Origin of the sequence: Mesorhizobium sp. PAMC28654, assembly GCF_020616515.1 — a bacterium.
Lineage (GTDB): Bacteria > Pseudomonadota > Alphaproteobacteria > Rhizobiales > Rhizobiaceae > Mesorhizobium.
This window is the reverse complement of the sequence record NZ_CP085135.1, coordinates 5,309,404-5,336,361: the sequence shown is the minus strand read 5'-3', so window position 1 is coordinate 5,336,361 and position 26,958 is coordinate 5,309,404. Positions and strand designations below refer to the sequence as shown.

The 26,958-nt window shown below is 62.8% G+C and carries 22 protein-coding genes and 2 pseudogenes; 7 read left to right on the top strand and 17 right to left on the bottom strand.

Translation table 11 applies throughout. The features are described 5' to 3' along the window. Positions 1–25: 25 nt before the first annotated feature. Positions 26–1,222, bottom strand: coding sequence for an acyl-CoA dehydrogenase (locus LGH82_RS26205; protein ID WP_227345507.1), 1,197 nt, complete (start codon positions 1,220–1,222; stop codon positions 26–28). 157 nt (positions 1,223–1,379) lie between these two features. On the opposite strand from LGH82_RS26205, the gene LGH82_RS26200 reads away from it, so the two are divergent. Next, positions 1,380–2,291, top strand: coding sequence for a LysR family transcriptional regulator (locus LGH82_RS26200; RefSeq protein ID WP_227345506.1), 912 nt, complete (start codon positions 1,380–1,382; stop codon positions 2,289–2,291). On the opposite strand, the gene LGH82_RS26195 is transcribed toward LGH82_RS26200, so the two are convergent. The 9 genes from LGH82_RS26195 to LGH82_RS26155 all read right to left on the bottom strand — a co-directional run bounded on the left by LGH82_RS26195 (position 2,292) and on the right by LGH82_RS26155 (position 14,061). Next, positions 2,292–4,619, bottom strand: coding sequence for a Tex family protein (locus LGH82_RS26195; RefSeq protein ID WP_227345505.1), 2,328 nt, complete (start codon positions 4,617–4,619; stop codon positions 2,292–2,294). Between the two features lie 126 nt (positions 4,620–4,745). Further along, on the bottom strand, positions 4,746–5,927 hold the full coding sequence (locus LGH82_RS26190) for a serine hydrolase domain-containing protein (RefSeq protein ID WP_227345504.1): 1,182 nt from the start codon (positions 5,925–5,927) through the stop codon (positions 4,746–4,748). A 47-nt stretch (positions 5,928–5,974) separates the two neighbouring features. Beyond that, positions 5,975–7,171 carry a serine hydrolase domain-containing protein gene (locus LGH82_RS26185; RefSeq protein ID WP_227345503.1) on the bottom strand — a complete coding sequence of 399 codons (1,197 nt, stop codon included), beginning with the start codon at positions 7,169–7,171 and terminating at the stop codon, positions 5,975–5,977. 62 nt (positions 7,172–7,233) lie between these two features. After that, the gene (locus tag LGH82_RS26180; protein ID WP_227345502.1) at positions 7,234–8,268 is read right to left on the bottom strand and encodes an extracellular solute-binding protein; all 1,035 of its coding nucleotides are present in this window, start codon (positions 8,266–8,268) and stop codon (positions 7,234–7,236) included. A gap of 120 nt (positions 8,269–8,388) precedes the next feature. Further along, on the bottom strand, positions 8,389–9,423 hold the full coding sequence (locus LGH82_RS26175; protein WP_227345501.1) for an extracellular solute-binding protein: 1,035 nt from the start codon (positions 9,421–9,423) through the stop codon (positions 8,389–8,391). Positions 9,424–9,445: 22 nt separating this feature from the next. Further along, positions 9,446–10,246 (bottom strand): ABC transporter permease, encoded by an 801-nt coding sequence (locus tag LGH82_RS26170; protein WP_227345500.1) that lies wholly within the window; start codon positions 10,244–10,246, stop codon positions 9,446–9,448. Continuing rightward, positions 10,239–11,159: an ABC transporter permease gene (locus LGH82_RS26165; RefSeq protein WP_227345499.1), complete on the bottom strand. Its 921-nt coding sequence runs from the start codon at positions 11,157–11,159 to the stop codon at positions 10,239–10,241. The genes LGH82_RS26170 and LGH82_RS26165 overlap by 8 nt, the downstream gene beginning before the upstream one ends. A 2-nt stretch (positions 11,160–11,161) precedes the next feature. Beyond that, positions 11,162–12,262, bottom strand: coding sequence for an ABC transporter ATP-binding protein (locus tag LGH82_RS26160; RefSeq protein ID WP_227345498.1), 1,101 nt, complete (start codon positions 12,260–12,262; stop codon positions 11,162–11,164). A gap of 122 nt (positions 12,263–12,384) precedes the next feature. Further along, positions 12,385–14,061 carry an amidohydrolase gene (locus LGH82_RS26155; RefSeq protein WP_227345497.1) on the bottom strand — a complete coding sequence of 559 codons (1,677 nt, stop codon included), beginning with the start codon at positions 14,059–14,061 and terminating at the stop codon, positions 12,385–12,387. A 258-nt stretch (positions 14,062–14,319) separates the two neighbouring features. On the opposite strand from LGH82_RS26155, the gene LGH82_RS26150 reads away from it, so the two are divergent. Continuing rightward, a complete protein-coding gene (locus LGH82_RS26150) occupies positions 14,320–14,973 on the top strand; it encodes a TetR/AcrR family transcriptional regulator (RefSeq protein ID WP_227345496.1) in 654 nt (217 codons plus the stop codon). Positions 14,974–14,996: 23 nt separating this feature from the next. After that, positions 14,997–16,028, top strand: a complete 1,032-nt coding sequence (locus LGH82_RS26145; protein ID WP_227345495.1) for a histone deacetylase family protein — start codon at positions 14,997–14,999, stop codon at positions 16,026–16,028. 41 nt (positions 16,029–16,069) lie between these two features. On the opposite strand, the pseudogene LGH82_RS26140 reads toward LGH82_RS26145, so the two are convergent. Then, positions 16,070–16,941: pseudogene (locus LGH82_RS26140) on the bottom strand (TMEM43 family protein). A gap of 922 nt (positions 16,942–17,863) precedes the next feature. On the opposite strand from LGH82_RS26140, the gene LGH82_RS26135 reads away from it, so the two are divergent. Beyond that, positions 17,864–18,574 (top strand): helix-turn-helix transcriptional regulator, encoded by a 711-nt coding sequence (locus LGH82_RS26135; protein WP_227345494.1) that lies wholly within the window; start codon positions 17,864–17,866, stop codon positions 18,572–18,574. Next, positions 18,571–19,338, top strand: a complete 768-nt coding sequence (locus LGH82_RS26130) for a helix-turn-helix transcriptional regulator (RefSeq protein ID WP_227345493.1) — start codon at positions 18,571–18,573, stop codon at positions 19,336–19,338. Before LGH82_RS26135 ends, LGH82_RS26130 begins: the two co-directional genes overlap by 4 nt. A gap of 65 nt (positions 19,339–19,403) precedes the next feature. Here the strand turns inward: LGH82_RS26130 and LGH82_RS26125 are convergent, their stop codons facing one another. From LGH82_RS26125 to motA, 6 genes are read right to left on the bottom strand one after another with little or no spacing between them, the layout of a single operon-like run. Further along, positions 19,404–19,841 (bottom strand): hypothetical protein, encoded by a 438-nt coding sequence (locus tag LGH82_RS26125; RefSeq protein ID WP_227345492.1) that lies wholly within the window; start codon positions 19,839–19,841, stop codon positions 19,404–19,406. Further along, positions 19,838–20,920, bottom strand: a complete 1,083-nt coding sequence (gene flhB / locus LGH82_RS26120; protein ID WP_227345491.1) for a flagellar biosynthesis protein FlhB — start codon at positions 20,918–20,920, stop codon at positions 19,838–19,840. Before flhB ends, LGH82_RS26125 begins: the two co-directional genes overlap by 4 nt. A 20-nt stretch (positions 20,921–20,940) precedes the next feature. Next, positions 20,941–21,954 (bottom strand): flagellar motor switch protein FliG, encoded by a 1,014-nt coding sequence (locus LGH82_RS26115; RefSeq protein ID WP_227345490.1) that lies wholly within the window; start codon positions 21,952–21,954, stop codon positions 20,941–20,943. A gap of 43 nt (positions 21,955–21,997) precedes the next feature. Next, on the bottom strand, positions 21,998–22,375 hold the full coding sequence (gene fliN, locus LGH82_RS26110; protein WP_227345489.1) for a flagellar motor switch protein FliN: 378 nt from the start codon (positions 22,373–22,375) through the stop codon (positions 21,998–22,000). Positions 22,376–22,408: 33 nt separating this feature from the next. Continuing rightward, entirely contained in the window at positions 22,409–23,332 is a 924-nt protein-coding gene (locus LGH82_RS26105) for a FliM/FliN family flagellar motor switch protein (protein ID WP_227345488.1), read from the bottom strand. A 35-nt stretch (positions 23,333–23,367) separates the two neighbouring features. Then, the gene (gene motA, locus LGH82_RS26100; protein WP_227345487.1) at positions 23,368–24,243 is read right to left on the bottom strand and encodes a flagellar motor stator protein MotA; all 876 of its coding nucleotides are present in this window, start codon (positions 24,241–24,243) and stop codon (positions 23,368–23,370) included. A 176-nt stretch (positions 24,244–24,419) separates the two neighbouring features. On the opposite strand from motA, the gene LGH82_RS26095 reads away from it, so the two are divergent. Both LGH82_RS26095 and flgF read left to right on the top strand, forming a co-directional pair. Further along, complete coding sequence (locus tag LGH82_RS26095) at positions 24,420–26,231, top strand: DUF1217 domain-containing protein (protein WP_227345486.1); 1,812 nt, start codon at positions 24,420–24,422, stop codon at positions 26,229–26,231. 6 nt (positions 26,232–26,237) lie between these two features. Continuing rightward, a pseudogene (gene flgF / locus LGH82_RS26090) lies at positions 26,238–26,958 on the top strand (flagellar basal-body rod protein FlgF).

The window sequence follows — 26,958 nt, the reverse complement described above, 5'->3', positions numbered from 1 at the left end:
GGCATCATCTAAATATCGACACAGCTCAGAAAAACGCCTGTATCCCCGTCTGTGCCCGTCCCAGGATCAGCGCGTGCACGTCATGCGTGCCCTCGTAGGTGTTGACGGTCTCCAGGTTCTGCGCGTGGCGCATGACGTGGTAGCCGATCTGGATGCCGTTGCCGCCATGCATGTCGCGGGCCTGGCGGGCGATATCGAGCGCCTTGCCGCAATTGTTGCGCTTGACGATCGAGATCATCTCCGGGGCCATCTTGCCCTCATCCATCAACCGCCCGACGCGCAACGATGCCTGCAGGCCGAGCGCAATCTCGGTCTGCATGTCGGCGAGCTTCTTCTGGTACAGCTGCGTGCCGGCCAGCGGCTTGCCGAACTGCTTGCGGTCGAGACCATATTGGCGGGCGCGGAACCAGCAATCCTCGGCAACGCCCATGACGCCCCAGGAAATGCCGTAGCGGGCGCGGTTGAGGCAGCCGAACGGGCCCTTCAGGCCGGAGACGTTGGGCAGCAGCGCATCTTCACCGACTTCGACGCCTTCCATCACCACTTCACCGGTGATCGACGCGCGCAGGCTGAGCTTGCCGCCGATCTTCGGTGCCGAAAGACCCTTCATGCCCTTTTCCAGCACGAAGCCGCGGATCTCGTCCTTGCCGTTCTCGCCCTTCAACTTCGCCCACACCACGAAGACGTCGGCGATCGGCGCGTTGGAAATCCACATCTTCGAGCCGGTCAGCCTGTAGCCGTTGGCGGTCTTCTCGGCGCGCGTCTTCATGCCGCCCGGATCGGAGCCGGCATCCGGCTCGGTCAAGCCGAAGCAGCCGATCCATTCGCCGCTGGCGAGCTTGGGCAGGTACTTCTTGCGCTGTTCTTCCGACCCATAGGCATGGATCGGATACATCACCAGCGACGACTGCACTGACATCATCGAGCGGTAGCCGGAATCGATGCGGTCGATTTCGCGCGCGACCAGACCATAGGTCACGTAATTCGAGCCGAGCCCGCCATATTCCTCTGGGATGGTGATGCCGAGCAGGCCGGCCTCGCCCATCTCACGGAAGATCGACGGATCGGCGGTCTCGTTGAGATAGGCCTCTTCGATGCGCGGCGCGAGCTTGTCGGCGGCAAAACTGGCCGCCGCGTCGCGCATCATGCGCTCGTCTTCCGACAGCTGATCCTCGAACAGGAACGGATCTTCCCAGACGAATGCATTCTTGTCGCCGGCCATGGCTCTCTCCCAAATTCATGCGTGTCGCCCCAAAACTATCAGCGATCCTAGGGAACATGCACAGACAAAAATCCTGAATTGCCCCGGCTTATCGGCCTCCGGTCCGAGAAAATCAAACGAAATTGCCTCACCAATCCATGAGTGTTAGTAATGAATTATGAGCGTCCAGCGCCGCCTTTTGCCGAATATCAGCGCGCTTGCCGCCTTCGAGGCGGTGGCGCGTCTGGGCAGTTTCACCGCCGCGGCCCAGGAGCTAGACCTGACCCAGGGGGCCGTAAGCCGGCAGATCAAGCTGCTGGAAGACCAGTTCGGTCGCCGGCTGTTTGAGCGTGATAGCCGCAATGTCCGGCTGTCAGTCGCTGGCGAAATCTATGCGGAAGCAGTGCGTTCGGCACTCGGGCAACTGCGCGACGCAGCCCTTGGATTGATGAGCAATCGGCATGTTGGCATTCTCAACCTGGCCATATTGCCGACCTTCGGCACGCGCTGGCTGATGCCGATGATCCCTGGTTTCGTCGAAAACAACCCCGATATCACCATCAACTTCGTCACCCGTGTTGGCCGCTTCGACTTCACCCGGGAAAGGCTGGACGCCGCCATCCACTACGGCCTGCCGGACTGGCCGGATGCCGATTCCACGCTGCTGGTGCATGAGACCGTGGCGCCGGTGGCCTCGCCCGAATTCCTCGTCGGCCGTGCCATCGCCACGCCGGCCGATATCGGCCGCCAGCCGCTCTTGCACATGGCGACGCGCCCCGGTGCATGGACCGAGTGGTTCGAATATGAGGGCCTGAGCGCGCCGACCGGACCGGGCATGCAGTTCGAGCAGTTCGGCACGGCAGCGCAGGCCTGCATGGCCGGGCTCGGCGTGGCGCTATTGCCGCAGATACTCATCGCCGGCGAGTTGCAGCGCGGCCAGCTCGTGCCCACACGGGGCCGGCCGATGCAAAGCCGCAGCGCCTATTACCTGGTCGTGCCACACGACAAGCGCGGCCATCCGCCGGTCGCGAGTTTTCGTGATTGGCTGTTGGGCCAGGTTGAGAAGGAGCCGGCTGTTCTGGCGTGGTAGCTACTTCCGTTTCAGCGCATCCGCCAGTGCGGCACCAAACGCTCCCTGCTGTGCTGGTCGTTCCGGCTGGCGCTGCGGCGCCGGCGAACGCGGCGCGGGCTTTCCGCCACCATTGTCACGCGGTCCGCCTCTCGATGCACCGCCGCCCTCGCCACCATCCTTGCGCATCGAAAGGGCGATGCGCTTGCGCTTGATGTCGACCTCGACGACGCGCACTTTCACCACGTCACCGGCCTTCACGATCTCATGCGCATCCTTGATGAAACGGTCGGCCAATTGCGAGACATGCACCAGCCCATCCTGGTGGACGCCAATATCGACGAAAGCGCCGAAGGCGGCGACATTGGTCACCGTGCCCTCCAGGAGCATCCCCGGCTTCAAATCCTTGATGTCATCGACGCCGTCGGCGAAGGTCGCCGTCTTGAAACCGGGGCGCGGATCGCGGCCCGGCTTTTCCAGCTCCGCCAGGATGTCGCGCACCGTCGGCAGGCCGAAACGCTCGTCGACGAAGACGCGTGGATCGAGCGCCTTGAGTGCGGCGCTGTCGCCCATCAGCGAACGGACGTCGCGCCCGCAGGCCGCCACGATCTTCTTGGCGACGCCATAGGCTTCCGGATGCACGGACGAGGCATCGAGCGGCTCGCTGCCATTGGCGATGCGCAGGAATCCGGCGGATTGTTCGAACGCGCGCGGTCCGAGCCGTGGCACCTTGAGCAGTTCCTTCCGGCTGGCGAACGGGCCAGTGGCGTCGCGATGCGCGACGATGGCGTCGGCGAGCGACGCGCCGAGGCCCGAGACCCGCGCCAGCAGCGGCGCCGAAGCCGTGTTGAGATCGACGCCGACCGCGTTGACCGCGTCCTCGACCACCGCTTCCAGTGAGCGGCCGAGCCGGTACTGGTCGACATCGTGCTGATACTGGCCGACGCCGATCGACTTGGGTTCGATCTTGACCAGTTCGGCCAGCGGATCCTGCAGGCGCCGCGCGATCGAGACAGCGCCGCGCAGCGACACGTCGAGGTCGGGAAACTCGGCCGCCGCCGTTGCCGACGCGGAATAGACCGACGCGCCGGCTTCGCTGACGATCACCTTGAGCGGCTTGGGGCCGCCATCCGCCGGCATATCGGACAGCATGTCCGCCACCAGCTTCTCCGTCTCGCGGCTGCCAGTGCCGTTGCCGATGGAAATCAGCTCGACCTTGTGCAGGCGGATGAGCTTGGCGAGTTCGGCCTGCGTTCCGCGCACATCGTTCCTGGGCGGAAACGGATAGACCGTCGTCGTCGTCAGCACCTTGCCGGTTCCGTCGACCACCGCCACCTTGACGCCTGTGCGGATGCCCGGGTCGAGCCCCATCGTGGCGCGCGAGCCGGCGGGCGCGGCCAGCAGCAGGTCCTTTAGGTTGCGGGCGAAGACATGGATCGCCTCCTCTTCGGAGCGCTCGCGCAGGTCGCGCATCAGGTCGAGCGTCAGGTGCAGCGACAGTTTTATGCGCCAGGTCCAGCCGGCGACATCCATCAGCCAGCGGTCGCCCGGCAGGCTCCCACCAATGGCATAGGCATTGGCGATCATCCGCTCGACCGGCTTCACCGGTGACGTGTCGTCAGCATCGACGTCGATGTCCAGCGACAGCACTTCCTCGTTGCGGCCACGCAGCATGGCCAGCGCACGATGGCTGGGCACCGTGGCCCAGCGCTCGAAATGGTCGAAATAGTCGGAAAATTTCGCGCCAGCCTCCTGCTTGCCGTCGACGACCCTGGCGCGCATGAAGGCGCGCTCCTTCATGTAGGCCCGCAGCTTGCCGACCAGATCGGCATTTTCGGCGAACTGCTCGGACAGGATGTCGCGCGCGCCGTCGAGCGCGGCCTTGGTGTCAACAACCTCCTCGCTGACATAGGCCGAGGCCAGCTCGGCGGGCACGAGCGAACGGTTGCCAAGAATGGCCTCCGCCAGCGGACCCAGCCCGCGCTCCCTGGCGATCTCGGCCTTGGTGCGGCGCTTGGGCTTGTAGGGCAGGTAGATGTCTTCCAGTTCCGCTTTGGTGACGGCTGTGATGATCTTCGTCTCGAGCTCTGCCGTCAGTTTGCCCTGCTCGCGGATGGAACCCAGGATTGTGTCGCGGCGGGCATCCAGTTCACGCAGATAGGCAAGCCGCTCGGCAAGCAGGCGCAGTTGCGTGTCATCAAGCCCGCCGGTGACTTCCTTGCGGTAGCGCGCCACGAACGGCACCGTCGCACCCTCGTCCAGCAGTTGGATCGCCGCGGCGGCCTGCTCGGGCCGTGCGGTGATCTCGGTGGCGATGATCGCTGCGATGCGTCTGATGTCGGATGCCATGTCGTTCCCGCTGCTGTCGAAAAGAGCGGCGACCATAGGCGCTGACGACAGCTCCGCCAACCGCCGCGTTTTGACCGGCGGGACAAGTCCACAAGAAAGCGAGCCGAGCTGGGACCCTCAGAGCAGTCAGACCAGTTGGGTCAGCCCCTCGAAGAACGCGACGATCTCGATATCCAGCGGGTCGTCGACAGGCTCCGGCTGTGACGACATCTTGGCGATCACCACTTCCGCCTTCGGGTCGACATAGAGCCACTGGCCGTGGATGCCGATGCCGCAATAGGCGCCGCTCGGCTTGCCCGACTGGTACCATTTGTTGCGGTAACGGCCTTGCGGAAACAGCGGCACCATCGTGCCACGCTGCCAGGCATCCGAACTGCCGCCGGTGCTGGTCGTGTCCTCGACCCAGGCCTGCGGCACGACGCGGCGGCCATTGGCCATGCCGCCCTGCCGCATCATCTCGCCGACGCGGGCCAGATCGCGCGGCGTCACCGAAATGCCACCGGCGGTGCGCGCCGTGCCTTCCATGTCGACACCCACCGATGCTTCGCTGACCGCACCCAGCGGCTGCCAAAGCTTGTCGCGCATCAGGTCGGTGAAGCGCTGGCCCGACGCGCGTTCGAGCAGCAGGCCGAGCAGGTCGGAATTGGGCGAGCGGTAGCGGAAGGTCTGGCCATGCGGTTCGGCAAGGCGCTGCAAGGTCAGCAGAAACTCGCGCAGGCTTTCACTGCCGCCGCCCGGATTCCACAGCGTGGCGCGACGATAGCGGGCAAAGGCGCTTTCCGGATCGAGATAGGCTTCCTCGAAATCGAGGCTGACCGTCATGTCCAGCACGTGCCGCGCCGTCGCATCGCCATAGGCCGAGCTGGCGGCTTCCGGAATGTACCTGGCCACCGGGGCTTCCGGATCGAAAACGCCCTCGCCCTCCAGTATCCCAGCGACGATGGCGGTCAGCGACTTGCTGACCGAAAAGACGATGTGACGCGCGCCGAAATCCATATGCGGCGCGAACCAGTCGCCGACGAGCTTGCCGCCTTTCATGATCGTCAGCGCATCGGTGCTGGAGCGCGCAAGAAAGCCGGTCACGGTCTCGGTGCCGCCGGAAATGGCGACCTTTTCGTTGAGCAGTCCGCCCAGATCCTTCGCGGGGGCCTCGCTGGCGCCCGATGCTGCCGCAATGCGCGCGGTCGGCACCAGTTCGCCGAGGTTCTGGAACGACCAACGGTTGAACGGGTTTTCGCGCCAGTTGGCGAGCTGCACCTTGTTGCGGGCAAAGCCATATCGGGTTTCGAACGCGGTCTTGCCGGTCATGGCGGTTCCTTCCGGGTCTCGTTTTTAGGACTTGGTCTTTTCTGGGCTCAGGCCAGGGCGGCGGCGATGGCATGCACGGCTTTCACCGTCGCCACCGAATAGGCGACATTGCTGAAATCCGGCCAGGTCGAAAGCTTCACCACGACCATTCCTGTGTTCCAGTCGATATGGATCATCTGCCCGAACACGCCCCGGCACATCAGCGCGCGCGAGCTGGGATTCTCGATCCAGAACTGGTTGCGGTAGCTGCCTTCGGGCAGGCTCGAACTGAAATCCGGCCCGTGCCTGCCGGTGCGCGTTGCCTCGATCCATTCGGCCGGCACGATACCGCGCCCATTGTCGAGGATCAGCTGGCCGAAGCGGCCATAGTCGCGCAGCGTCGCGTTGAAGCCACCATCGGCAAGCGCGTAGCCGGCGCTGTCGACGGTGAAACAAGCGCTTTCCTCGGCGCCGAGCTTTTGCCAGAGCTCTTCCGAAACCAGTTGCGCCAGCCGCTTGCCGGTTACCCGCTCCATGATGAAGGCGAGCACGTCGGTCTCGATCGAGCGATATTCGAACGCCGCGCCATGCGGCCGGACCGTATCCTTGAGCCCGAGGATCACCTCATACATATGCGCCGGCCAGCGAAAATCCGGATCGCTGCCGGGCGGCACTGGCTTCCAGCCGGTCGCGACATCGACCTGGCCGATGTCCGAATAGCGGTCGGTATACGCCTCGGAAAAGCGCACGCCGGTCGTCATGTCCAGCACGTGCCGCACGCTGGCGCCGGCCCATCCGGTCACGCTGAGTTCCGGCAGGTAGTTTGTTACCGGCAGCGCCGGATCGATCAGGCCGCGCCCGACCAATATGCCGAACACCGAGCCGGTGATCGACTTCGCCATCGACTGCGACAGGTGCAGCGACCGGTCGGTCATGCCGTTGGAATAGCGCTCATAGGCGATCTTGCCGTCCTTGAGCACAAGGAAGCCGTCGGTATAAGTCTCGTCGAGCAGCCCGGCCAGCGTCGTGGCGGCGCCGGCGCTGTCACTTACTGGCAGCGCGTCGAGATCGACCTCGGTCCGCTCAAAGCGGTGGCGATGGCCGCTGCCGCGCCAGACCTCGACGGTCGGCAGGATTTCGCGGATATGCTGGAAGGCCCAGCGATTCCAGGGTGCACGGTCCCAGTCGAGCTTCGGCGGCACCATGGTTGGCGGCGAGCCCTGCATGATCGGCGGTAGCGGGTCGCTGTTGCGGTAGGAACTCATGGCATCACCAGCCTGAAATGGGAGAGCCCGGCACCAGCCGGTGCCAGGCTCTGATGGTCGGCTTACTTCTGCAGCTCGGTCCAGATTTTGGTGTAGATCGCATCGGTCTCCGCCGCGCACATCATGGCCATCGTGCCATGCGGCTTGCTGGCCTCCGGAATGATGATCTCGGGTGCGTCCTTCATCTCCGCCGGCATGAACTTCTCCGACCCGGCGATGCCGTTCGCATAGCGGTGATAGGCGGAAAGCCCGGCCGCGATCTCGGGGTCCATGATGAAGTTCTGGAACAGCTTGGCGTTCTCGACGTTCTTGGCGTCCTTCAGCACGACGACGTTGTCGCTCCAGTAGGTGAAACCTTCCTTCGGATAGCCGAAGTGGACTTCGGGGCGCGCCAGCCGGATGCGCAGTCCCGCCCCGTTCCAGGTGGTGGAGGCCTGGAAATCGCCGGCCTTCATCTTGTCGATGGCGCTGTATTCCATCGCGACCCAGTTCGGCTTGGCCGCAACCAGCAGGTCACGCGCCTTCTTCAGCACGTCCCTGTCAGCCGTGCACTGCTCGCCGCCGACATAGCGGATCGCAGCGGTCATGACGTCCTTCATTTCAGGAACGACATTGACCTTGCCCTTCAGCTCGTCAGGCGTGTTGAAGATGATCCCCCAGGTGTTGATATCGCCCTTGTAGGTGCTGGTGTTGACGACGGTGCCGACCGTTCCCCAAGCCCACGGCACGGAATATTTGCGGCCGGGATCGAATTCGGGATTGGCCCATTCAGGCGCGATGTTCTTGGCGTTCTCCATGCCGCCCGGATTGGTCTCGAGCAAAAGCCCTTCCTTGATCCAGATCGGCAGGTGGGTCTGCGAGGGAACGGCGACGTCGAAGCCGCTGCCGCCCTGGCGCACCTTGGCGAGTGCCGTGTCGTTGGAGTCGTAGTCGGTGATCGTCACCTTGACCTGGTACTTCTCCTCGAACTTCTTGATGACGTCGGGGCTGGTGTAGTTACCCCAATTGTAGATGTTGAGCGCACCATCGGCATGAGCGAAGCTGGTTGCGGCCAACAGGGCCAGGGCCGCCGTGGCGGCGGACAATTTCAAATTCACGGCAATATTCCCTTTTTACCTGTGACGTCTTCTGCAAAAGCGCAGATAAGACGCTGGTGATCAGCCGGGATCGATCTTTATCGATCCCGGCCGCGATGATGTTGGTAGAACGCGCGAAGCTTACTTCTGCAGCTCGGTCCAGATCTTGGTGTAGAGTTCCTGGGTTTCCGGCGGGCACATCTTCTGCAACTCGCCAAGCGGCTTGTCTTCGGCCGGAATGACGACTTCCGGCGCATCCTTCATGTCGGCTGGCATGAACTTGTCCGAACCGGTGATGGCGTTGGCGTAGCGATGGAAGGCCGAGAGACCCGCCGCGTTTTCCGGATCCATGATGAAGTTCTGGAACAGCTTGGCGTTCTCGACGTTCTTGGCTTCCTTCAGAACGACCACGTTGTCGCTCCACAGGCCATAGCCTTCCTTCGGATAGTTGAAGTGGATGGCCGGGTTGGCCAGCCGCTGGCGCAGCGCCGAACCATTCCAGTCGCTGGTCGCCTTGAAGTCGCCGGCGCCCATCTTCTCGATGGTGTTGTATTCCATGGCGATCCAGTTCGGCTTGGCCGCCACCAAGAGGTCACGCACCTTCTTCAGCACAACCTTGTCGTCCGTGCACTGCTGGCCGCCGACATACTTGATCGCGGCGAACATCACGTCGCCCATTTCGGGAACGACGTTGACCTTGCCCTTCAGCTCGTCCGGCGTGTTGAAGACGATGCCCCATGTATTGGCCGGGCCCTTGTAGGCGTCGGTGTTGACGACGACGCCGATCGTACCCCAAGCCCACGGAACGCTGTATTTGCGGCCTGGGTCGAAATCGGGATTGGCCCAATCCGCCGCCACGTTCTTGAAGTTTTCCATCTTGCCCGGATCGGTCTCCTGGATGAGGCCTTCCTTGATCCAGATCGGAATGTAGGTCTGCGAAGGCACCGCGATGTCGAAGCCGGTACCGCCCTGGCGAACCTTGGCGAGCGCCGTATCGTTCGAATCGTAGTCGGTGATCGTGACCTTGACGTTGTACTTGGCCTCGAACTTCTTGATCACGTCGGGGCTGGTGTAGTTGCCCCAATTGTAGATGTTCAGCACGCCGTCGGCGCGGGCGAGGCCCGTCGTGGCGAGCAACGCCAACCCCATGGCGGTTGCTGTTGTCTTCCAGTTCATGTTTTTAGCTCCCATTGTCGGTTCAGTCTCGTTTCCTGCTGATGATGAAAAACAACGTGACGATCGCGACCGAAAGCAGCAGGAAGGCGGTCGATATCGCGTTGATCTCGGGTGTTATGCCGCGGCGTATCTGGCCGAGCATGTAGGTCGGCAGCGTATCCTGGCCGCCGGACTTGACGAACTCGGTGATGACCACATCATCAAGCGAGATGACGAAGGCCAGCATCAGCCCGGCAAGGATGCCCGGCCACAAAAGCGGCAGCGTGATGCGCCGGAAGGTCTTCCACGGCGTCGCGTAGAGATCGGCGGCGGCGCGTTCCAGCGTCAGGTCCATATTCTCCAGCCGCGCCCGGATCGGCAGATAGGCGAAGGGAATGCAGAACGCCGTGTGCGCGGCGATCAGATAGCCGAGGCCGGAATAGCCGGTGAAGATCTTGATGCGCGAGAAGAAGATCAGCAGCGCCACGCCGGTGACGATCTCGGGCACCATCAGCGGCTGGTTGATCGCCGCGTATTTGAAGGTGAGGCCGGGATAGGAAGCGGTGCGCGTGGTGGCGAGCGCGGCCATGGTGGCGCAGATCGTGGCAAGCGTCGCGGCGATGGCGCCGATCTGGAAGGAGCGCAGCGTCGCGTCGATGACCTGCGTATTCTGCCATGCCGACTGGAACCATCTGAGCGAAAACCCGCCCCATTCGGACGTCGAGCTTGCCGCGTTGAAGGCGTAAACGACCAGCACGAGTATCGGCAGATAGAGCACCACGAAACAGGTCGCCGCGATCGCGGTGAATCCCGGCTGATGCTTGATGGAGAAGTTGCTAGCCATGACGCACCCCCGACTTTCCGGCATTGCGCACATAGGCAAGCAGCGCCACCATGACGATCAGCATGACGGTGATCGACAGCGCTGAACCCAGTGGCCAGTTACGGCCTTGGCCGAACTGCAATTCGATCAGGTTGGACAGCATCATGTTCTTGCCACCGCCCAGCACGCTCGGCGTCACATAGGCGCCAAGTGCGGGAATGAAGACAAGGATGGAACCCGCGATGACGCCAGGTTTGACCAGCGGGAAGATGATCTTGCGCAGCACCTTGAAGCGCGTCGCGTAGAGATCATAGCCCGCTTCCACCAGCCGGAAATCGAGCTTCTCCATGCTGGCGTAGATCGGCAGCACCATCAGCGGCAGATAGACATAGGCCATGCCGATGAGGATCGCCGTGTCGGTGTAGAGGATCTGGATCGGCGCCGAGATGATGCCGAGCTTGAGCAGGATCGTGTTGATGATGCCTTCGTTGCGGATGATCTGCAGCACCGCGAAGGTGCGGATCAGCAGGTTCGTCCAGAACGGAATGGTGATCAGGAACAGCCAGAGATCCCTGGTCTTTTCGCTGCGCGTCGCCATGAAATAGGCGGTCGGGAACCCAAGCGCCAAAGTGGCGATCGTCGTCACGACGGCAAGCTTGATCGAGCGCAGGAAGATGGTGACGTGCGCCGCCGCGAGCGAAAGCGTATCGTCGAAAATATCGCGTTCCAGCAGCACCGATGTCCAGGCGTCGGGCGAGAATTGCCACTTCACGTCGCCATAGGCGCCGGGCGTCAGGAACGAATAGACCAGCACGATCAGCAGCGGGCCGGTCGCCGCCAAGAAAATGATCAACAGCGCCGGCGCCGACAGGAACCAGCGGTCACGAATGTCCCGCCGCTCCGCCGCTTTGGCGACTTCTTCCGCAGTCGCCATCATCAATCCTTCAGGACCTGGGCGGCGTCGCCACCGATGAGGATGCCGACCTTGCCGCCCTGCACGATCCCGTCGCCGACGCCGCGGCTGTTTTGCCGCCGCACGATGAAGGGTTCGCCATCATCAAGGCGAAGATGGAAATGGGTGTCCGTGCCCAGATAGACCACGTTCTCGACCGTGCCGGAAAGCGAGGCGCTGGAACTGGTCGCGCTCAACTGCGAATGTTCGGGGCGCACCACGATGGTGACCTTGCCGTCCGGGGTAAAGCCATCCGGCAGCGTGGCCGGGATTTCCACGCCCGATGACAGCTTCACCGTCGCCTTGCCAGCGGACACGCCCACCACATCGGCCTTGAGGAAGTTCGATTCACCGATGAAGTCGGCGACGAACCGCTCGGCCGGCCGGTCGTAGATGTCGCGCGGCGAGCCGACCTGCAGGATCTTGCCCGACGACATCACCGCGATGCGGTCCGACATCGTCAGCGCTTCTTCCTGGTCATGGGTGACGAAGATGAAGGTGATGCCGGTCTCGTTCTGCAGCCGCTTCAGCTCGATCTGCATGTCCTTGCGCAGCTTGTAGTCGAGCGCCGACAACGGTTCGTCGAGCAGCAGCACTTTCGGCTGCGGCGCCAGCGCCCGGGCCAGCGCCACGCGCTGCTGCTGGCCGCCGGAGATCTGGCTGGTGCGGCGAGCCGCCAGCGCTTCCATCTTGACCAGCTTCAGCATCTCGGCGACGCGCGCCTTGATCTCGGCCTTCGGCTTGCCCAGCATCTCCAGACCGAAGCCGATATTCTCGGCCACCGTCATGTGCGGGAACAGCGCGTAGGACTGGAAAACGGTGTTGACCGGCCGCTTGAATGGCGGCAGCACGGCGATGTCCTGACCATGGAGCAGGATTTCGCCGGCACTTGGAAAGTCGAAGCCGGCGATCAGCCTGAGCAGAGTCGTCTTTCCACACCCGGAAGGTCCGAGCAGCGTGAAGAACTCGTTTTCGCGGATCGACACCGAAACCGTGTCGAGAGCCGCCACTTGCGCCTCGCCGGTGCCGAACACCTTGCGGACGCCACGAACTTCAATTGCATTCTTACCCGGTTGATCCGGCACGATTACCCCATTGTTTAGCCTGCCGTTGGGGGCAGGTCTGATTGTTGTTTGATTGTTCCCGAAAGCTGGTCAGCCCGACCACCTCAGCCGATCCCAATCGAGAAAGCAAGCCCCCAGCGCCATCAAGCCTGATGGGTGACTTTGCCGCCACAGATCGTGATCTGCGATCGCACATGATGAATCATCTCGGGGTCGATTGCCTCGATGTCGGCCGACAGCACCACCAGATCGGCCATGTATCCCGGCCTCAGCGCGCCCTTGCGATGCTCGGCGAATTCGGCATAGGCGCCCTCAACGGTATAGGCCGCCAACGACTCACGGACCGAGAAACTCTGGTCCGGATCGCTCTGCGCCCATGGCTTGCGCAGCACCGCCGCCTGGATGCCCAGGATCGGATCGATCGGCGACACCGGCCAGTCCGAAGCAAAGACGACATGCGCGCCGGCATCCTTCAGCGTCCGCCAGGCATAGCTCAGCGGCCAGCGCGCCGGCCCGATGCGCGACACGGTCGGCTCCAGCGGAAAGTCCATGGCGCCTGGCGGGTGCGGCGGCTGCATCGACGCGATGACGCCGAGCTCGGCGAAACGCGGCACATCGGCGGTCGTGGTGACTTCGATATGCTCGACCCGGTGCCGGCTGTCGCGCTTGCCATTGGCCTTTTGCGCGGCCTCATAACCGTCGAGGACAGCGCGTACGGCGCCGTCGCCGATCGAGTGCACGGCGATCTGGAGCCCCCGCTTGTCGATGGCAACGGCCAGGTGGATGAACTGCTGCGGCGTGAACAGCGGCTCGCCCACCCAGTCCGGGCGGTCCGCATAGGGCTCGACCATGACGGCTGTCCAGGAATCCAGCACGCCGTCGTAGAACACCTTGACCATGCCCGACAGCCATTCGCTGTCGTAGCGCTTGGCCATCTCGGATGCCTTCTCCAGCATGTCGAGCGTCATGAAATTCTTGTAGTGGAACGGTATCTGGACGCGGCAGGACAAGCCTTCCTCGGCTTCGATCTCGGCCAGCAATTCGAGCTGATAGAGATTGCCATCCATATTCTGGATCGAGGTGATGCCGTGGCGCGCGCACCAGGCGAGGCCGCGCCGCATGATGTCCCGGTCGGCGGCGCGCTCCGCCGGCGTCGGCATTGGGTCCGGCTCGCCACCAGTCGACAGCCCCAGCCGCACCCGGCTTTCGCCGGCAAGATCGAGCACCGGGCCGAAGGCTTCGCCCTCGCGCAGTTCGCCAGCGGCCAGGCCATCGTCACCCATGACGATCTCGTTGCCCGGACCAAGCGTGCGGCCATGCAGAATGCCGGCCATTTCCAGCGCCTTGGTGTTGGCCCACATTGTGTGATGATCAGGAGCGGCCATGACGAAAGGCCGGTCCGGCAGAATCTGGTCGAGATGGTGGCGCGTCACCCGCTCGTCGCCAAGCACGGTATAGTCGACACCCTGCCCGACCAGCATTTTCGCATCCGGCCGCGTTGGCGCATAGTCGCTGATAGCCTTTTGCAGCGCCTCGAAGCCATGAACACCAGCAAGCTGAAGATGGGCAAGCTCGGCCGCGCCCGAAAACAGATGCATGTGGGCTTCGATGAAGCCCGGGACCACCGAACCGCCCTTGGCGTCGATGACCTTGGTGGCCGGTCCCTTGAGCTCTTCGATGGCGGCGCGGCTACCGACGGCGATGATGGCGCCGTCCTTGACGGCAACGGCCTCGGTGGCGGGATTGTCATCGTCCATGGTCAGGACGTGACCATTGATGACGATCAGATCCGCATAGTGACCCGCACCCGTGACAGACATCGCGACTCCGCGCTTTTGACGACTGACTAAGACCGGCAACCCTGTCTCCAACGACCTGCCACTCCTCTGGAATGACGCCATGGGACAAAGATTGATCCAGTGTGCTGTCTTCTAAATTCCCCTTGTTATCCCTGAAGACAGCGTGGATAAAGAATGCGACTAATCATTCGCGTTTGTCAACATGCGGAATTTAGAATGTATTGTGGGCAGCACCCTGCGCTTGTGTTGGGACCAGGCGGGGAACGAGGACATCAAGCAGTGAAGCGCAGTCTCGACCGCAAAACCAGGATAGCGCTCGAACCGCGCAAGCAGCCGCGGCAACAACGGTCAAGCAAGGTGGTCGACAGGATTCTCGACGCGGCGCTGATCTTGACGCGGGAACAAGGAACCAGGACACCAACGACGCTCGCCATTGCGCAGCGCGCGGGCTTGTCGGTCGGTTCGCTCTACCAATACTTTCCCAACAAGGAAGCCATTCTTCTGGACCTCGCCCGGCGCTGGCTGTCTTCCTTTCCCGAGGTGATCGCGAAGCGCATCAAGGTCGCCCCGCCCACCAACCGCGAAGAGTTTCGGCACGAAGTGCGCAAGCTCTTCATCGACACCTCCAGGCTCTATCTCGAAAACGCCAGCCTGATGCCGGTGATCGAGGCTATATCCGGCAACGCCGACCTCAGGCCGATCCAGAACGAATATGACGACCAGATCATTGCCCTCTACGCCGCATGGCTGCGGCATGTGAACCCGGCTCTTGAAGACAAGATCGCCAGCCGGCTCGGCGTGGTGATGATGGAGGTCGGGCACGTCTGCCGGCTTGTGGGACTGAAGAAAGATCGCAGGACCTTCGACCTCATCGAGGACGATGTGGAAACCATGTGGCTCGCCCTGGTGAGCCCCTATCTCAATCTTGACTAATTTCGCACTTCGAGAGGAATTTTATGAAGACTGTCTATTCGCCGCTTCATGCTGGACATGCCGGCCAAATGGAACTTGTTACCGCGGCCATCGTGCCGGGTTTCGAAAAGCCCTCGCGGGCGGAGTTCATCAAGGCACGCGTCGAAAGCGAGAAGCTGGGCCCGATCATCGCACCGGTCGAGCATGATCTTGCCGCCGCCAAGCGTATCCACAAGGCCGACTATATAGACTTCCTGCCGACCGTCTGGCCGCAGTGGGTAGAGGCCGGCTTCAAGGGGTCGGCAATGCCCTTCACCTGGCCGACGCGTGGCCTGCGCGGCGACGTGCCGCCAAAGCGTATCGATGCCCTGCTCGGCTACTATTCCTTCGATGGCGGCGCCACCTTCGTCGAGGGCACCTGGGCCGCGATCAAATCCTCCTACGACGTGGCGTTGACCGCCGCCGGACTGGTCAAGGGCGGCGAGACATCCGCTTTCGCGCTGTGCCGCCCGCCCGGCCACCATGCCGGAGCCGGCTTCATGGGCGGCTATTGCTACATCAACAACGCCGCCGTCGCCGCGCAATGGTTTCGCGACCAGGGTGCCAGCCGTGTCTCCATCCTCGACGTCGACTACCACCATGGCAACGGCACGCAGGAAATCTTTTACGAGCGCGCCGACGTCCAGGTCATCAACCTGCACGGCGACCCGATGGTCGAATATCCGTTCTTCCTCGGCCATGCCGACGAACGCGGCGCCGGCGCGGGCGAAGGCTTCAACATCAACTACCCGATGCCCTTCGGCACAACCTGGGACACCTGGAACGCCTCGCTGGAAGATGCCTGCGCCAAGCTTGCCGCCTATGCGCCGGATGTCGTCGTTGTCTCGCTCGGTGTCGATACGTTCGAGAAGGACCCGATCAGCCAGTTCAAGCTGAAGAGCCCCGACTACCCCAAGATCGGCCGCCGCATCGCCAAGCTCGGCCTGCCGACGCTGTTCGTCCAGGAAGGCGGCTATGCCGTCGAGGAGATCGGCATCAACGCCGTCGGCGTGCTCACCGGTTTCGAGGATCGGTAGAGCCCGTACTTCGGACCAACGTATAGAGAAAAAGGGTCAGGTCAGGTCGCGGCGCTGGGGCTCGGCATGGACATCGGCTCTGCTGCCTTGCGGGAGCGGCCGAGATAGTAGACGGCCGCCGCCGCGATCACACCGGCTGCCAGGATGCCTGCCGCCAGCACCGGGCGATACCAGAACCAGGCGATGGCGATCGTCGTGGTGCCAACCAGGATCGCCAGGAAGAAGGCGATGATCCCGGTTCCCATCCGCGCGACGCTGCCCAGGAACGGGATGACGTCGAGGATCACGCCGATCGGGCTGAGGAACATGGCGAAGCCGATCGTCAGCAGCAACAGGCCGGCGGCGCGCAGCAGCCAGGTGATCAGCGTGTTTCGCTGACCGCGTCGGCGAACATCTTCTGTGCCGGCACGGCACCCATGTCCACCATCAGCAACGGGTCGCCGGCCGCCGTCTGGTAGGGCGCGAACTGGCCGCCGCTCTGGCGCGCGATGACGCTGACCACGCCGAGCGGCGCCAGATCGTACCCGATGCGATAGTCGCCGATCGCCGGCGACGTGGTGTCGGCGCCGAGATAGATCTTGCCGTCGACGACGTTGACCCGCTTGTTTCCCGAATACGCGCCGCCGATGGCAGCCGCCTGGTCCGGCGAAAGCGCGAACGCCTCATCGCCTTCGATCCGGTCCAGCACGGGCTGATCGAGCATGAAGGCGCCAAGTTTGCCCACCGGAATCTGGAACTGCCTGCCCCTGATCTGCATCGGCGGATTTTCATGGCCGTCCGGCTTTTTGAATCCCGAGGACGCGATCGGCTGGTCGTCCCACCCCTTCGAATAGCTGTAGGTGGTCACGGTTTCCTCGCCGCCCCCGAGCTTGGTGGTGGTCTCGGATTTCTGCTCCTCCTTCCACTGGTACATCTCGACGCCGCGCGACAGCCGCAGCCCTTGCGCCGAGATGCCGAAATCCGGATCGGAAAGGCCGCTGCTTGCCGTCACGGTGCCAGTGGCGTGGACCAGCCTGCCGTCATTGGCTGCATCGACGCTGCTGGCATCGACCGAGACAACGGCGTCGGCGCCCTCCGCCAGCGAGCGCGCCGTCTGCACCGCGCGCCCCTCGTTCCAGAACAGACCGGCCACCATCAGCACGATCAGCAGCAGCCCCACGAACAGACCGCCGACCGCACGCTTGATCCGCCCGAACCACGAGACGGATGTAACCTCGCGAAATGAATCACTCATCGTCAAACCCCCTGCCGATGGCCGCGCCTCAACGCGGCCGATCTCGCCCCAAACCATGCAAACCGCAACGATTCCCCGCCGCTGCGGCGGCCGGAACCTATAGCACCGACGCGCAAACCGGAATCGATTTCGGACAGCACAACAGGCAATTTCAAAAGTCTTGAAGCGCGTCCCTGCACCTTAAAATGGCGGCGCGACGCTCTATCGCAACCGATAAGCTGACGACACGGCACGTCCGCGGCAGGATTGATTGTCTCGTGACAGCAACGCGTCGGGCCCTTGAAATCTGCCTTCCCGAGTCGGCGCGAGTCCATGAGATTCGATTCTGTCAATTCGTGTTTGATGTCGGATTCAACTGGGGTTAGATTAGACCCGAATCAGCCGTTCCGCCGGGGGGCGCGGCGACCACCCAAAGTCTCACGTTCCGGAGTTTTCCGGCACCAGACGCGGACAGGTTCGCGTTCCCTGAAAGGATTCGGTCCGATTGGGTGCGGCTCCGCGCCTTGAGTTGTGTCTTCGTGAAAGTAACGCGTGTTCAAGTTCGGCCGCTGGTGACGCCAGCATCCGGACATCAGAATCGATTCCGGCCAAAAGCATTGAAATGAGCAGCCCCGCCGCCCTTCTTCAGTCCGACCCATCAGGCTCGCGCCTGGCGTCGCGCGGCGACCTCACCAGCTTTTTCATGCAGCTTGCCGCCGACATCGGCGCCGACAGCTACATGCTCGTCGCCATCGTCCATGACCAGGACCGCAACGACGCGCGCATCGTTTCTTCCAACTGGATCTTCGACGCCATCGAGCTGATCGGCAAAAGGCTGATCGCAGGGCTTGCCCAAGGCATGCTCACCGCGGCGCCCGGCATCCAGCCGACACCGTTCGTGGCTGCCCGGGCACCTGATACAGGTGGCCTGGTCAGCGGCGAGGAGGCGCGTCTTCTCGACGTGCTCGGCCACGCGGAAATCTATTCGCTGCGGCTGAATGTCGGCCGCCAGCGTCTGTTCGCGCTGTTTTCGGCCTCCGAGGCCGGCAGGATCGACCGGCCGGCGCTGATGAAGGCGCAGTTGAAATGCTGCTACGCGCTCTCGCACATTCCGCAGCTGATCGCGGCCGCCGCCATGCAGGACCCGCTGTCCGACCGCGAACGCGAATGTCTGTTCTGGGTCTCCGAAGGCAAGACCACCGATGAAGTGGCGGTCATCCTTGGCGTCTCGTCGAACACCGTCAACAGCTACATCACCCACGCCATCCAGAAATTCGCGGCCAGCAACCGCGCCATGGCCATTGCGACGGCAATCAGGAGCGGCATCATTTGAAACATGCTGACGTCAGGCACGGAGCCGAAGCCCCGTCCACCGAACAGAACCTCTTTGACGCGCTCCCGCCGGGTTCCGAACCGCATCATGCCGTCACGATTCCGGATGCCGTGCGCCGGTGCCGCTGGATCTCCGTCGACATCAACGCTTCGGCATTCGGGCTGTTCTTCGTCAGTCCTTCACCCGAGCGCGCACGTCTCGTGCCATGCCTCGATTCGGACTATCCCGGCGTTGCGGTCACGACGAAATTCATCTCGGGCGCCAATGGCGAGGAGATCGTCCGCCACACCGGCATGTCGACCGAACCGCGCTGGTGGACGGATGACGGCTTGACCGGCTCGGCCGATGTGTTCCGCAATCTTTCCTGGACGGAGCAGATGTCTCCGCTCGCGCCAGGCACCAGCGGTATCGCCTTTCCCGTCCATGCGGATCGTGGCCAGTGCGGCCTGGTCGTCTTCCTGGGCTCGGAAATCGCCTTGCGGCAGGACATGCTCTACGAAATTCACGCGCGCTGTTTTTCGCTGTTTTCCGCGGTTGCCCGCATCCGTCCAGGCGACGTCGGCAGGGTGCGGTCGATCTCCAAGCGCGAACTCGAATGCCTGAAGCTGACCGCCAACGGCAACACCAGCGAGGAGATCGCACGGCTGCTGAAGCTCTCGGTCCATACCGCCAACCAGTACTTGACCCAGTCCACCCAGAAGCTCAACGCGGTCAACCGGAACCAGGCCGTGGCCAAGGCGCTCCGGCTGGGCCTCATTGAATAGCGGTATTGGTTGAACGACGCTTGTCGCCCAAGGCCAGCCCCATGGATGCGCGGGGGCCTGGGTTCTCAGCGATAGGCCAGCGGCTCGGCTTTTCGAATGCGGGCCTGCTCGATGACCGCCGCCAGCAAGGCCGTATTGTCCTCTGGATCCTCGCTCGGCTTCTCGAAAGACACGTAGTTGACCACGACCGAGGCGCCGTGTTCGCTCAGCGTCAGCTGGAAATAGACGGTGGCGCCGGGTGGCCTGAGTTCCAGATCGAGCACGATGCGCGGGCTGCCGCTCCAGTCGACATGGGCCTCGCCGCCATGACCAAGCCTGAGCGTACCCGCGTGGAAGTACAGCTCCGCCGCCGAATCCACCAGGTCCGACAGGCAGGCGAAATGCTCCAGCCGGATGAAGGCGATATAGTCGGCGACATCGATCAGCCGCAGTTCACCCACCACCTGTTCGATGGCGTTGGCGACGATGATCTCGCGGGAGTTTGCATGCGGTTGCCGGTTCATGAGGTCGGTCTGCGCTCAGCTTTCTTCGAGTAGACGATCCGCACCAGTTCGGCGACGGCTTGATAGAATTGTGACGGGATCACACTATCCACCGAAACTTGCTTGTACATGGAGCGGGCGAGCGCCACGTCCTCGAAGATCGGGATGTTGTTTTCCTTGGCGATCTCGCGGATCTTGAGCGCCATCAGGTCCTGCCCCTTGGCCAGCACCAGCGGCGCCGAATCCTCTTCGCGCACATATTTCAAGGCGATCGAGAAGTGCGTCGGATTGGCGATGATCAGCGTCGCGCGCGGCACCGCCGTCATCATGCGTTTGCGCGCGCGATCGCGCGCCAGCGACCGCAGCCGCGACTTGACGACCGGATCGCCTTCGGACTGCTTCATCTCGTCCTTGACTTCCTGCTTACTCATCCGCAGCTCCTGCTTCCAATGGAAGCGCGACCAGACGAGGTCGATCGCGGCGATCAGGCCGATGACGAACACGATCGCCACCAGGATGTCGACCGCGATACCCCGGATGACGAGGCCGAAGGCAATGGGGTTGGTGATCATGCCGGCGAGCAGCTTGCGATGATCTTCCGACAGCGTGAAGACGAGCACGGTGATGGCGAGGCCAACCTTGCCCAGCGACTTCAGGAACTCGACCCAGCCCTGGGCCCCGAACATCCGGCTCCAGCCCTTGGCTATCGAGATGCGCGACATCTGGGGCCTGATCCGCTCGCCGACGAATTGCGGCATGTTCTGGAACACCGAAGCGCCGATGCCGGCAACCATGAGCAGCGCGAGCAGGCTGACGACGGCGCGGCCGATCTCCATGAGCACGATCTTGTAGAGTGCGATGACATCGCTCTCGGTGTCCATCGGCCAGGCTTCCGGCTTCTCCAGGAACATCGACAGGAACATGCCGAGGTCGATGATGGCATCCTTGGCGTAGAAGACCGTGAAGACGAGGATGGCGACAAAGGAGGCGAGAATGGGGATTTCGCGCGAATGCGGCAGCTTGCCCTGCTCGACCGTGTCGCGGATCTTCTTTTCCGTCGCCTCTTCGGTTTTCGAGTCCTTGTCGGTCGCGTCAGACATCGTGCCCTAGCCGCGCGGCGTCAGGCCGCGGCGTTCTGGGTCGAGGGCAGCTCGAAAGCCCCTTCGCGCGAAAGGCGGATCGTCGTCGTGGCGATCGTCTTGCGAGCGGCCGCGATGTCGGCGGCGGCGATCCCTTCCGATCCCATGCCGAGTTCGGATTCGATCATGCGCCGCGACCGCGCGCCGATCGCCGACAGCACGGATTCGGCCAGCCCCGCCTGCGTGCCGCGCAAGGCCAGCGTGACCAGTTCGGTCGACAGTCCATCGAACACCAACACCCGGGCTTTCTGAGTGAGTTGGGGAATATCCTCGAAGGCGAACAGCCGCGCCCTGACCCCGTCGAGGTCAGGCGTGCCGGCCGCCTCCAGATCCTGCATCATTTCCTCGAGCTGCGGCTTGTCCATCTCGTTGAGCATGCTGGCGACACGCGCCTGACCGGCCGATGTGTCCTTGGTCGAGGTTTCCGTCAGCACGCTGGTCCGCAACCGGTTCTCGACAATCTTGGCGGCGGCCTCGGGAATGGTCGCCATCGTCACCATGCGCTTGATGATCTCGCCGCGCATCGGCTTTGTCATTGTCAGCAGCACGTTCGCGGCTGCCTGCGGCGACAGTTTCGACAACACCATGGCCGAGGTCTGCTGATGCTCGCCGGCCAGGAATGCGCCAAGCCGCGCCGGCTCCAGCTTTTCAAGATCGGGCCAGATTGGCGGCGGTCCTTCCGGCGCGACCTCGAACCGCTTGTCGCCCATGATGGCGCTCATCTCTTCCGGCGACAGCGATTCATTGAGGATGGTGTCCATCCGGTCGGCGGAATCGAGCAGGCCGGCGCCCTCGGTGAATTCGGCTTCGAACTCGGCGACGATGCGTTCGAGGTCGCTCTGCGGAATCGTGCGCAACAGCCGGGCGCCCTCGATGAGCGCCTTCAGTTCCTCCTGCTTGAAGAATTTCAACAAGCGGCTGGCCGACGGCTTGCCCATCGCCACCAGGATGGCGGCGGCCTTCTGCGCGCGCGTCAACGTTGCCAGCGTCGTCATGCCCTATGCCTCAGGTTCCCCTGGCAACGCCCGTTGTCCATGCCTATGCGCCCTTCGCCCCGGCGATGATTTCGGTCAGCCTGATCCCGAAGCGCGACGGATCGCTCTCCAGCACCGTGATCTCGCCGCGCGCGATCTTGCGGCCATTGACCACCACGTCGACAGGTTCGCCGATTCGGCGGTTGAGCGCCACTGTCGAACCCTTCTGCAGCGCCATCAGATCGGACACCGGCATCTCCGTGCTGCCGAGGATGATCTGCACATCGACGGGGATGTTCATGATGATGTTCGAATTGGCGCCGGGCGCCTTTGCATCCGGGCGCTTCTCTTCTTCCTGGAGAACACCGCGCAATTCTTCTATGGCGCGGTTGAGCTGCTCGTCCGGCTGGTCGGGTTCGGCTTCTACCTTGGTCTTGGCCATCGATCGTCTCCAAAAGCACGGGCTTGCCGGGCGTCAGCCCCGCACCAGCCCGTCGATAAAGTCCTGTCCGGCATCGTAGGGATGCTTGATGCGGACGGTGTAATTCTGTCCCAGCTTGCCGAACTCGCAAACGAACAGCGTCTTGTTGCGCGCGCTGAGCCGCGCCCGCGACTGCGCCGTTTCCTCGAATTCGATGACCTGGCCGGGTTCGAAATTGGCGAGGTCGCCAAGCGTCAGCCGCGCCAGCGGCATGGTTGCCTCGAGCGCCACGGTCGAACGCATCACCTCTTCGGAGAAACGCGCGCGCCAGTCGGAATTCGTCGCCGGGCTATCGGTGCCCGCATGGGTGCCCAGCAGGATGCGTTGCGGGATCATCACCGCGACCGTACCGGTATCGGTTGGCGTGGAGATGCCGAGGACGATGCGGACCGCCGCGCCGTCGCGCAGCACATACCGCTTCGCTTCCATGCCCGACATCGCGCGAGGCAGCGGCAGGCGCAGTTCAAGTGAATGTCGGCCGGCATTGTTCAAGGCCTGCGCCACCTCCTGGAACACCAGGGTCGAGACATCGGTCTCGATCTGCGACAACGGCCGTTCGATCGGCGAAACCGGCAGGTCCGGGTCGCCGCCGAACAGCGCGCAGACCATGACGGCGATTGCCGGAGCGTCGATCACCAGGGTCATCGTGTCGGAGGACGCCGGCGACGCGACCACGGTCATGGCGAAAGTCTCGCCGACATGCTCGCGGGCGTCAGTGACGCGGCTGACCTCTACTGCCCGCAGATCGACGATGACTGGAGCCCCGAGTTCACTGGCCAAGCGCTTTTGCAGCAACGGCACCGCATTCTCAGCCATCGTGCGGCCGGCGCCGATGACCTGCGCGGCCTCGCCACTGTCGCCGACCAGACGCTCGATGACGAGGGAGCGGATTTGCGCCGCACTATCCGGGTTCGTCATGATGCGGCGCGGCCTTTTGTGTCGTCGCGCATGGATCAGGCGGCCTTCTTGTCGGCGGCGCCGGTATTCATCGTGCTCTGCTCGACGGCGTCGATCGTCGGCCGCTCATAGGATGAGATTGTCTTGCGGCCGAATTCGATCGCAACCTGCGGCAGTGCGCCGTTCATGTAGGCCAGCAGTGTCTGCTTGACGATGATGTAGAGGCGGTTCTTCTTCTCGCGCACCGTCTTGACCTTGGTGGCGACCGGTCCGACCACGGCGTAGGACAGGAAGATGCCGAGGAAGGTTCCGACAAGGGCGGCGCCGATGAGGCCGCCGAGGATTTCAGGCGACTGGTCGAGCGCGCCCATCGCCTTGACCACACCGAGCACGGCGGCCACGATGCCGAGCGCCGGCAGGCCGTCACCCACCGCCACCAGGGCGTGATAGGCTTTCATCTTGTCAGACTTGATGGTGTGGATTTCCTCGTCCATCAGCGCCTCGATCTCATGCGAGCGCGCATTGCCGATGATGATGATGCGGCAGTAGTCGCAAATGAAATGCGTGAGATCGTGGTTCTTGAGCACGGTCGGGAACGCCTGGAAGATCGCCGATTCCTCGGGATTGTCGATATGCGCCTCAACCTCGCTGCGCGACTTTGAGCGCAGTTCGCGCATCAGGCTGTGCAGGACGCCGAGCGTTTCGAGATAGTCCTGCTCCTTCGGCACCGCCTGCTTGAACGCCTCGAGGATAGCCTTGCCGGTATCCTTGACCGTCTTCATCGGGTTGGCGACCAGGAAGGTGCCGAGCGCCGCACCGCAGATCACCACGGCTTCCCAGGGCTGGACAAGCACCTGCAGATGCCCGCCCATGGCCATGAAGCCACCAAGGACGCAGCCGAGCGTCACCACAAGTCCGATCAGAATGCCCACGAACGGTCCTTCCGCATTAATCTTGCGCTCATGGATAGTCCGCGTGCCTTGTGCGGGGCTTGAATCCCACGCATTGCCGGGTGCTGGATGTGCCGCACCCAGACGCCCGGCGATTCAGCTTCGCGCAAGGAAGTGAGGCTATCCTTCATGGATTAGCTTCTGCCGGAGGCACGTCCTTGCTCAATACTTTTACCAGCTACCAGCTCATAGCAAAAGACATTAACAAGTCGATCAGCCAGATCAGCAAGCAGCCTGTGGTCGATCGCGACACCAAATATTATTTGGACAACATCACCAAGGTCAAATCAATCGACGAGTTCGTCAACAACGATCGGTTGTTCAAATATGCCATGAAGGCCTACGGGCTGGAGGATATGGACTACGCCAAGGCCTTCATGGTCAAGGCACTGAAGGAAGGCGTCTCCGATCCCAACAGCTTTGCCAACAAGCTGACCGACAAGCGTTATGCCGACTTTGTGTCGGCCTTCAATTTCGCAGCCAGGGGAAGCGCCGCCACAAGCTACAATCCAGCCCAGCAGGGCGTTGCCACGAACTACGCGCTCCAGGTCAATATCGGTGCTTCGCAGCCCGGGTTCAGCTACTACCAGACCGAGACGTCATACTACGTGACCAACGTCTCCAAGGTGAAATCGATCGACGACCTGATGGGCGACAACCGCCTGCTGACCTACGCGATGGCTGCATTCGGGCTTGATGCGAAAACCGAACCGCCTGCACGCGTCAGGGCGATGCTCGAAGGTGGAGTGACCGATCCCAACAGTCCCGCCAACCAACTGCCCGACAAGAAATACGCGGCCTTCGTCTCGGCCTTCGACTTCGTCCAGTATGGCGACCAGGCAACCTCGCGCGATGCGGTCCAGAAGGCGGTTCCGGCGGGATACGCGACCGGAACCGGACTGGTGCTGGTCAAGCCGAGCGCTCAGTACATCAAGGGGGAAGCCGACTACTATGCGGCCAACATCTCCAAGGTGAAATCGATCGACGATCTCATGGCGGACAAGCGTTTGCTTACCTTCGCCATGGCCTCGTACGGATTGGATGCGGCAACCGAAACACCACAGCAAGTCCGCGCCATGCTGACAGGCGGCGTCAGCGATCCCAATAGCCCTGCAAACAAGCCGACCGACAAAAGATACGCCACTTTTGTGACGGCCTTCAACTTTGCCCAATATGGCCAACAGACGACCGCGCGCGACAAGGTGCAGAAAGATACGCTGAAGATCTATACCACCGAGTCGGCGCTTGGCTTCATCAAGCCGAACGCGGCCTATATCCAGTCAGAGACCGCCTATTACCTTGCCAACATCACCAAGGTGAAATCCGTCGACGACCTTATGGCCGACAGCCGGCTGTACAACTATGCACTGTCCGCCTATGGGCTCAACCCGGCGACGGAGAAACGCGATCTCATCCAGAGCGTCCTGGCCGGCGGCATCCGCGATCCCAACAGCGTCGCCAACAAGCTGACCAACAAGGCCTATGCCGGACTCGCAGCCGCTTTCAACTTCGAGCAGTACGGCGAGACCGCCACCACCAACAATCCGGCACAGCAGTCGACCGTCGACAAATACCTGCGCCAAACGCTGGAAGAGGATGCCGGCAACACCAACCAGGGTGTGCGGCTGGCCCTCTATTTCCAGCGCAAGGCGCCCACCATAACCAACTGGTACAGCGTGTTGGCGGACACCGCACTTGCCAGCGTCGTGCGCACCGCGCTCGGCCTACCCGATTCCTTCGCCACGGCCGACGTCGACAAGCAGGCTCAACTGTTCGGACAGAAGCTCAACCTCACGGACTTCACTGACCCGACGAAGCTCGGCAAGTTCCTGACGCGCTTCACCAGCATGTGGGAGATCAACAATCCAACCTCTCCAGCCGTGACATCGGTCAGCGTGCTCTTCGCGCAACCGACCTCTGTCGGCATCTCGACCGACCTGATGATGGCCATGCTGAAGCTGAGGTCCTGAGCGATCATGCGGGATAGCCTTTATGTGGCCCTTTCAGCGCAGATCGCGCTTGAACGCCGCCTCGACACGATTGCCGACAATGTCGCCAATGCCTCGACCATCGGCTTTCGCGCCACCGGCGTGAAGTTCGAGGACGTGGTGAGCGGCACCGGGTCCAAATCCGTTTCTTTCGCGTCCTCGGGGAAGACCTACCTTTCGGGCGCGCACGGTTCGATAACCGAAACAGGCAATCCGTTCGACTTCGCCATCCAGGGCGACGCCTGGTTCGCGATCGAAACACCGGTCGGCACCGTCATGACCCGCGACGGACGTTTTTCGATGAACGAAAATGGCGAACTGATGTCGATCGAGGGTCATCCGGTGCTCGATGCCGGCGGAGCGCCGATCCAACTCGACCCGCAACGGTCCGCCCACGGCCGGAGCGGACGGCTCGCTGCGCCAGAACGACCAGCTCGTCGGCTCCATCGGCCTTTACGAATTCGACCCGGGCCAGAATTTCGTCCGCTACGGCAATTCCGGCATCGTCCCCGCAAGGACGCCCGAGCCGGTCACCGACCGGTCCGACATCGGTGTTGCCCAGGGTTTCGTGGAGGAGTCCAACGTCAACCCGATCATGGAAATGACCCGGCTGATCTCGGTCCAGCGCGCCTTTGAGAACACGGCGGCCCTGCTGCGCCAGAACGATTCGTCCGCCGACGAGGCGATCAAGACGCTTGGATCCAAGTAG

Bases quoted from the DNA above. Each gene is read 5' to 3' on its own strand.
- LGH82_RS26205 (WP_227345507.1), bottom strand. From the start codon at position 1,222: ATGGCCGGCGACAAGAATGCATTCGTCTGGGAAGATCCGTTCCTGTTC.
- LGH82_RS26200 (WP_227345506.1), top strand. From the start codon at position 1,380: ATGAGCGTCCAGCGCCGCCTTTTGCCGAATATCAGCGCGCTTGCCGCC.
- LGH82_RS26195 (WP_227345505.1), bottom strand. From the start codon at position 4,619: ATGGCATCCGACATCAGACGCATCGCAGCGATCATCGCCACCGAGATC.
- LGH82_RS26190 (WP_227345504.1), bottom strand. From the start codon at position 5,927: ATGACCGGCAAGACCGCGTTCGAAACCCGATATGGCTTTGCCCGCAAC.
- LGH82_RS26185 (WP_227345503.1), bottom strand. From the start codon at position 7,171: ATGAGTTCCTACCGCAACAGCGACCCGCTACCGCCGATCATGCAGGGC.
- LGH82_RS26175 (WP_227345501.1), bottom strand. From the start codon at position 9,423: ATGAACTGGAAGACAACAGCAACCGCCATGGGGTTGGCGTTGCTCGCC.
- LGH82_RS26170 (WP_227345500.1), bottom strand. From the start codon at position 10,246: ATGGCTAGCAACTTCTCCATCAAGCATCAGCCGGGATTCACCGCGATC.
- LGH82_RS26165 (WP_227345499.1), bottom strand. From the start codon at position 11,159: ATGGCGACTGCGGAAGAAGTCGCCAAAGCGGCGGAGCGGCGGGACATT.
- LGH82_RS26155 (WP_227345497.1), bottom strand. From the start codon at position 14,061: ATGTCTGTCACGGGTGCGGGTCACTATGCGGATCTGATCGTCATCAAT.
- LGH82_RS26145 (WP_227345495.1), top strand. From the start codon at position 14,997: ATGAAGACTGTCTATTCGCCGCTTCATGCTGGACATGCCGGCCAAATG.
- LGH82_RS26135 (WP_227345494.1), top strand. From the start codon at position 17,864: ATGAGCAGCCCCGCCGCCCTTCTTCAGTCCGACCCATCAGGCTCGCGC.
- LGH82_RS26125 (WP_227345492.1), bottom strand. From the start codon at position 19,841: ATGAACCGGCAACCGCATGCAAACTCCCGCGAGATCATCGTCGCCAAC.
- flhB (WP_227345491.1), bottom strand. From the start codon at position 20,920: ATGTCTGACGCGACCGACAAGGACTCGAAAACCGAAGAGGCGACGGAA.
- LGH82_RS26115 (WP_227345490.1), bottom strand. From the start codon at position 21,954: ATGACGACGCTGGCAACGTTGACGCGCGCGCAGAAGGCCGCCGCCATC.
- fliN (WP_227345489.1), bottom strand. From the start codon at position 22,375: ATGGCCAAGACCAAGGTAGAAGCCGAACCCGACCAGCCGGACGAGCAG.
- LGH82_RS26105 (WP_227345488.1), bottom strand. From the start codon at position 23,332: ATGACGAACCCGGATAGTGCGGCGCAAATCCGCTCCCTCGTCATCGAG.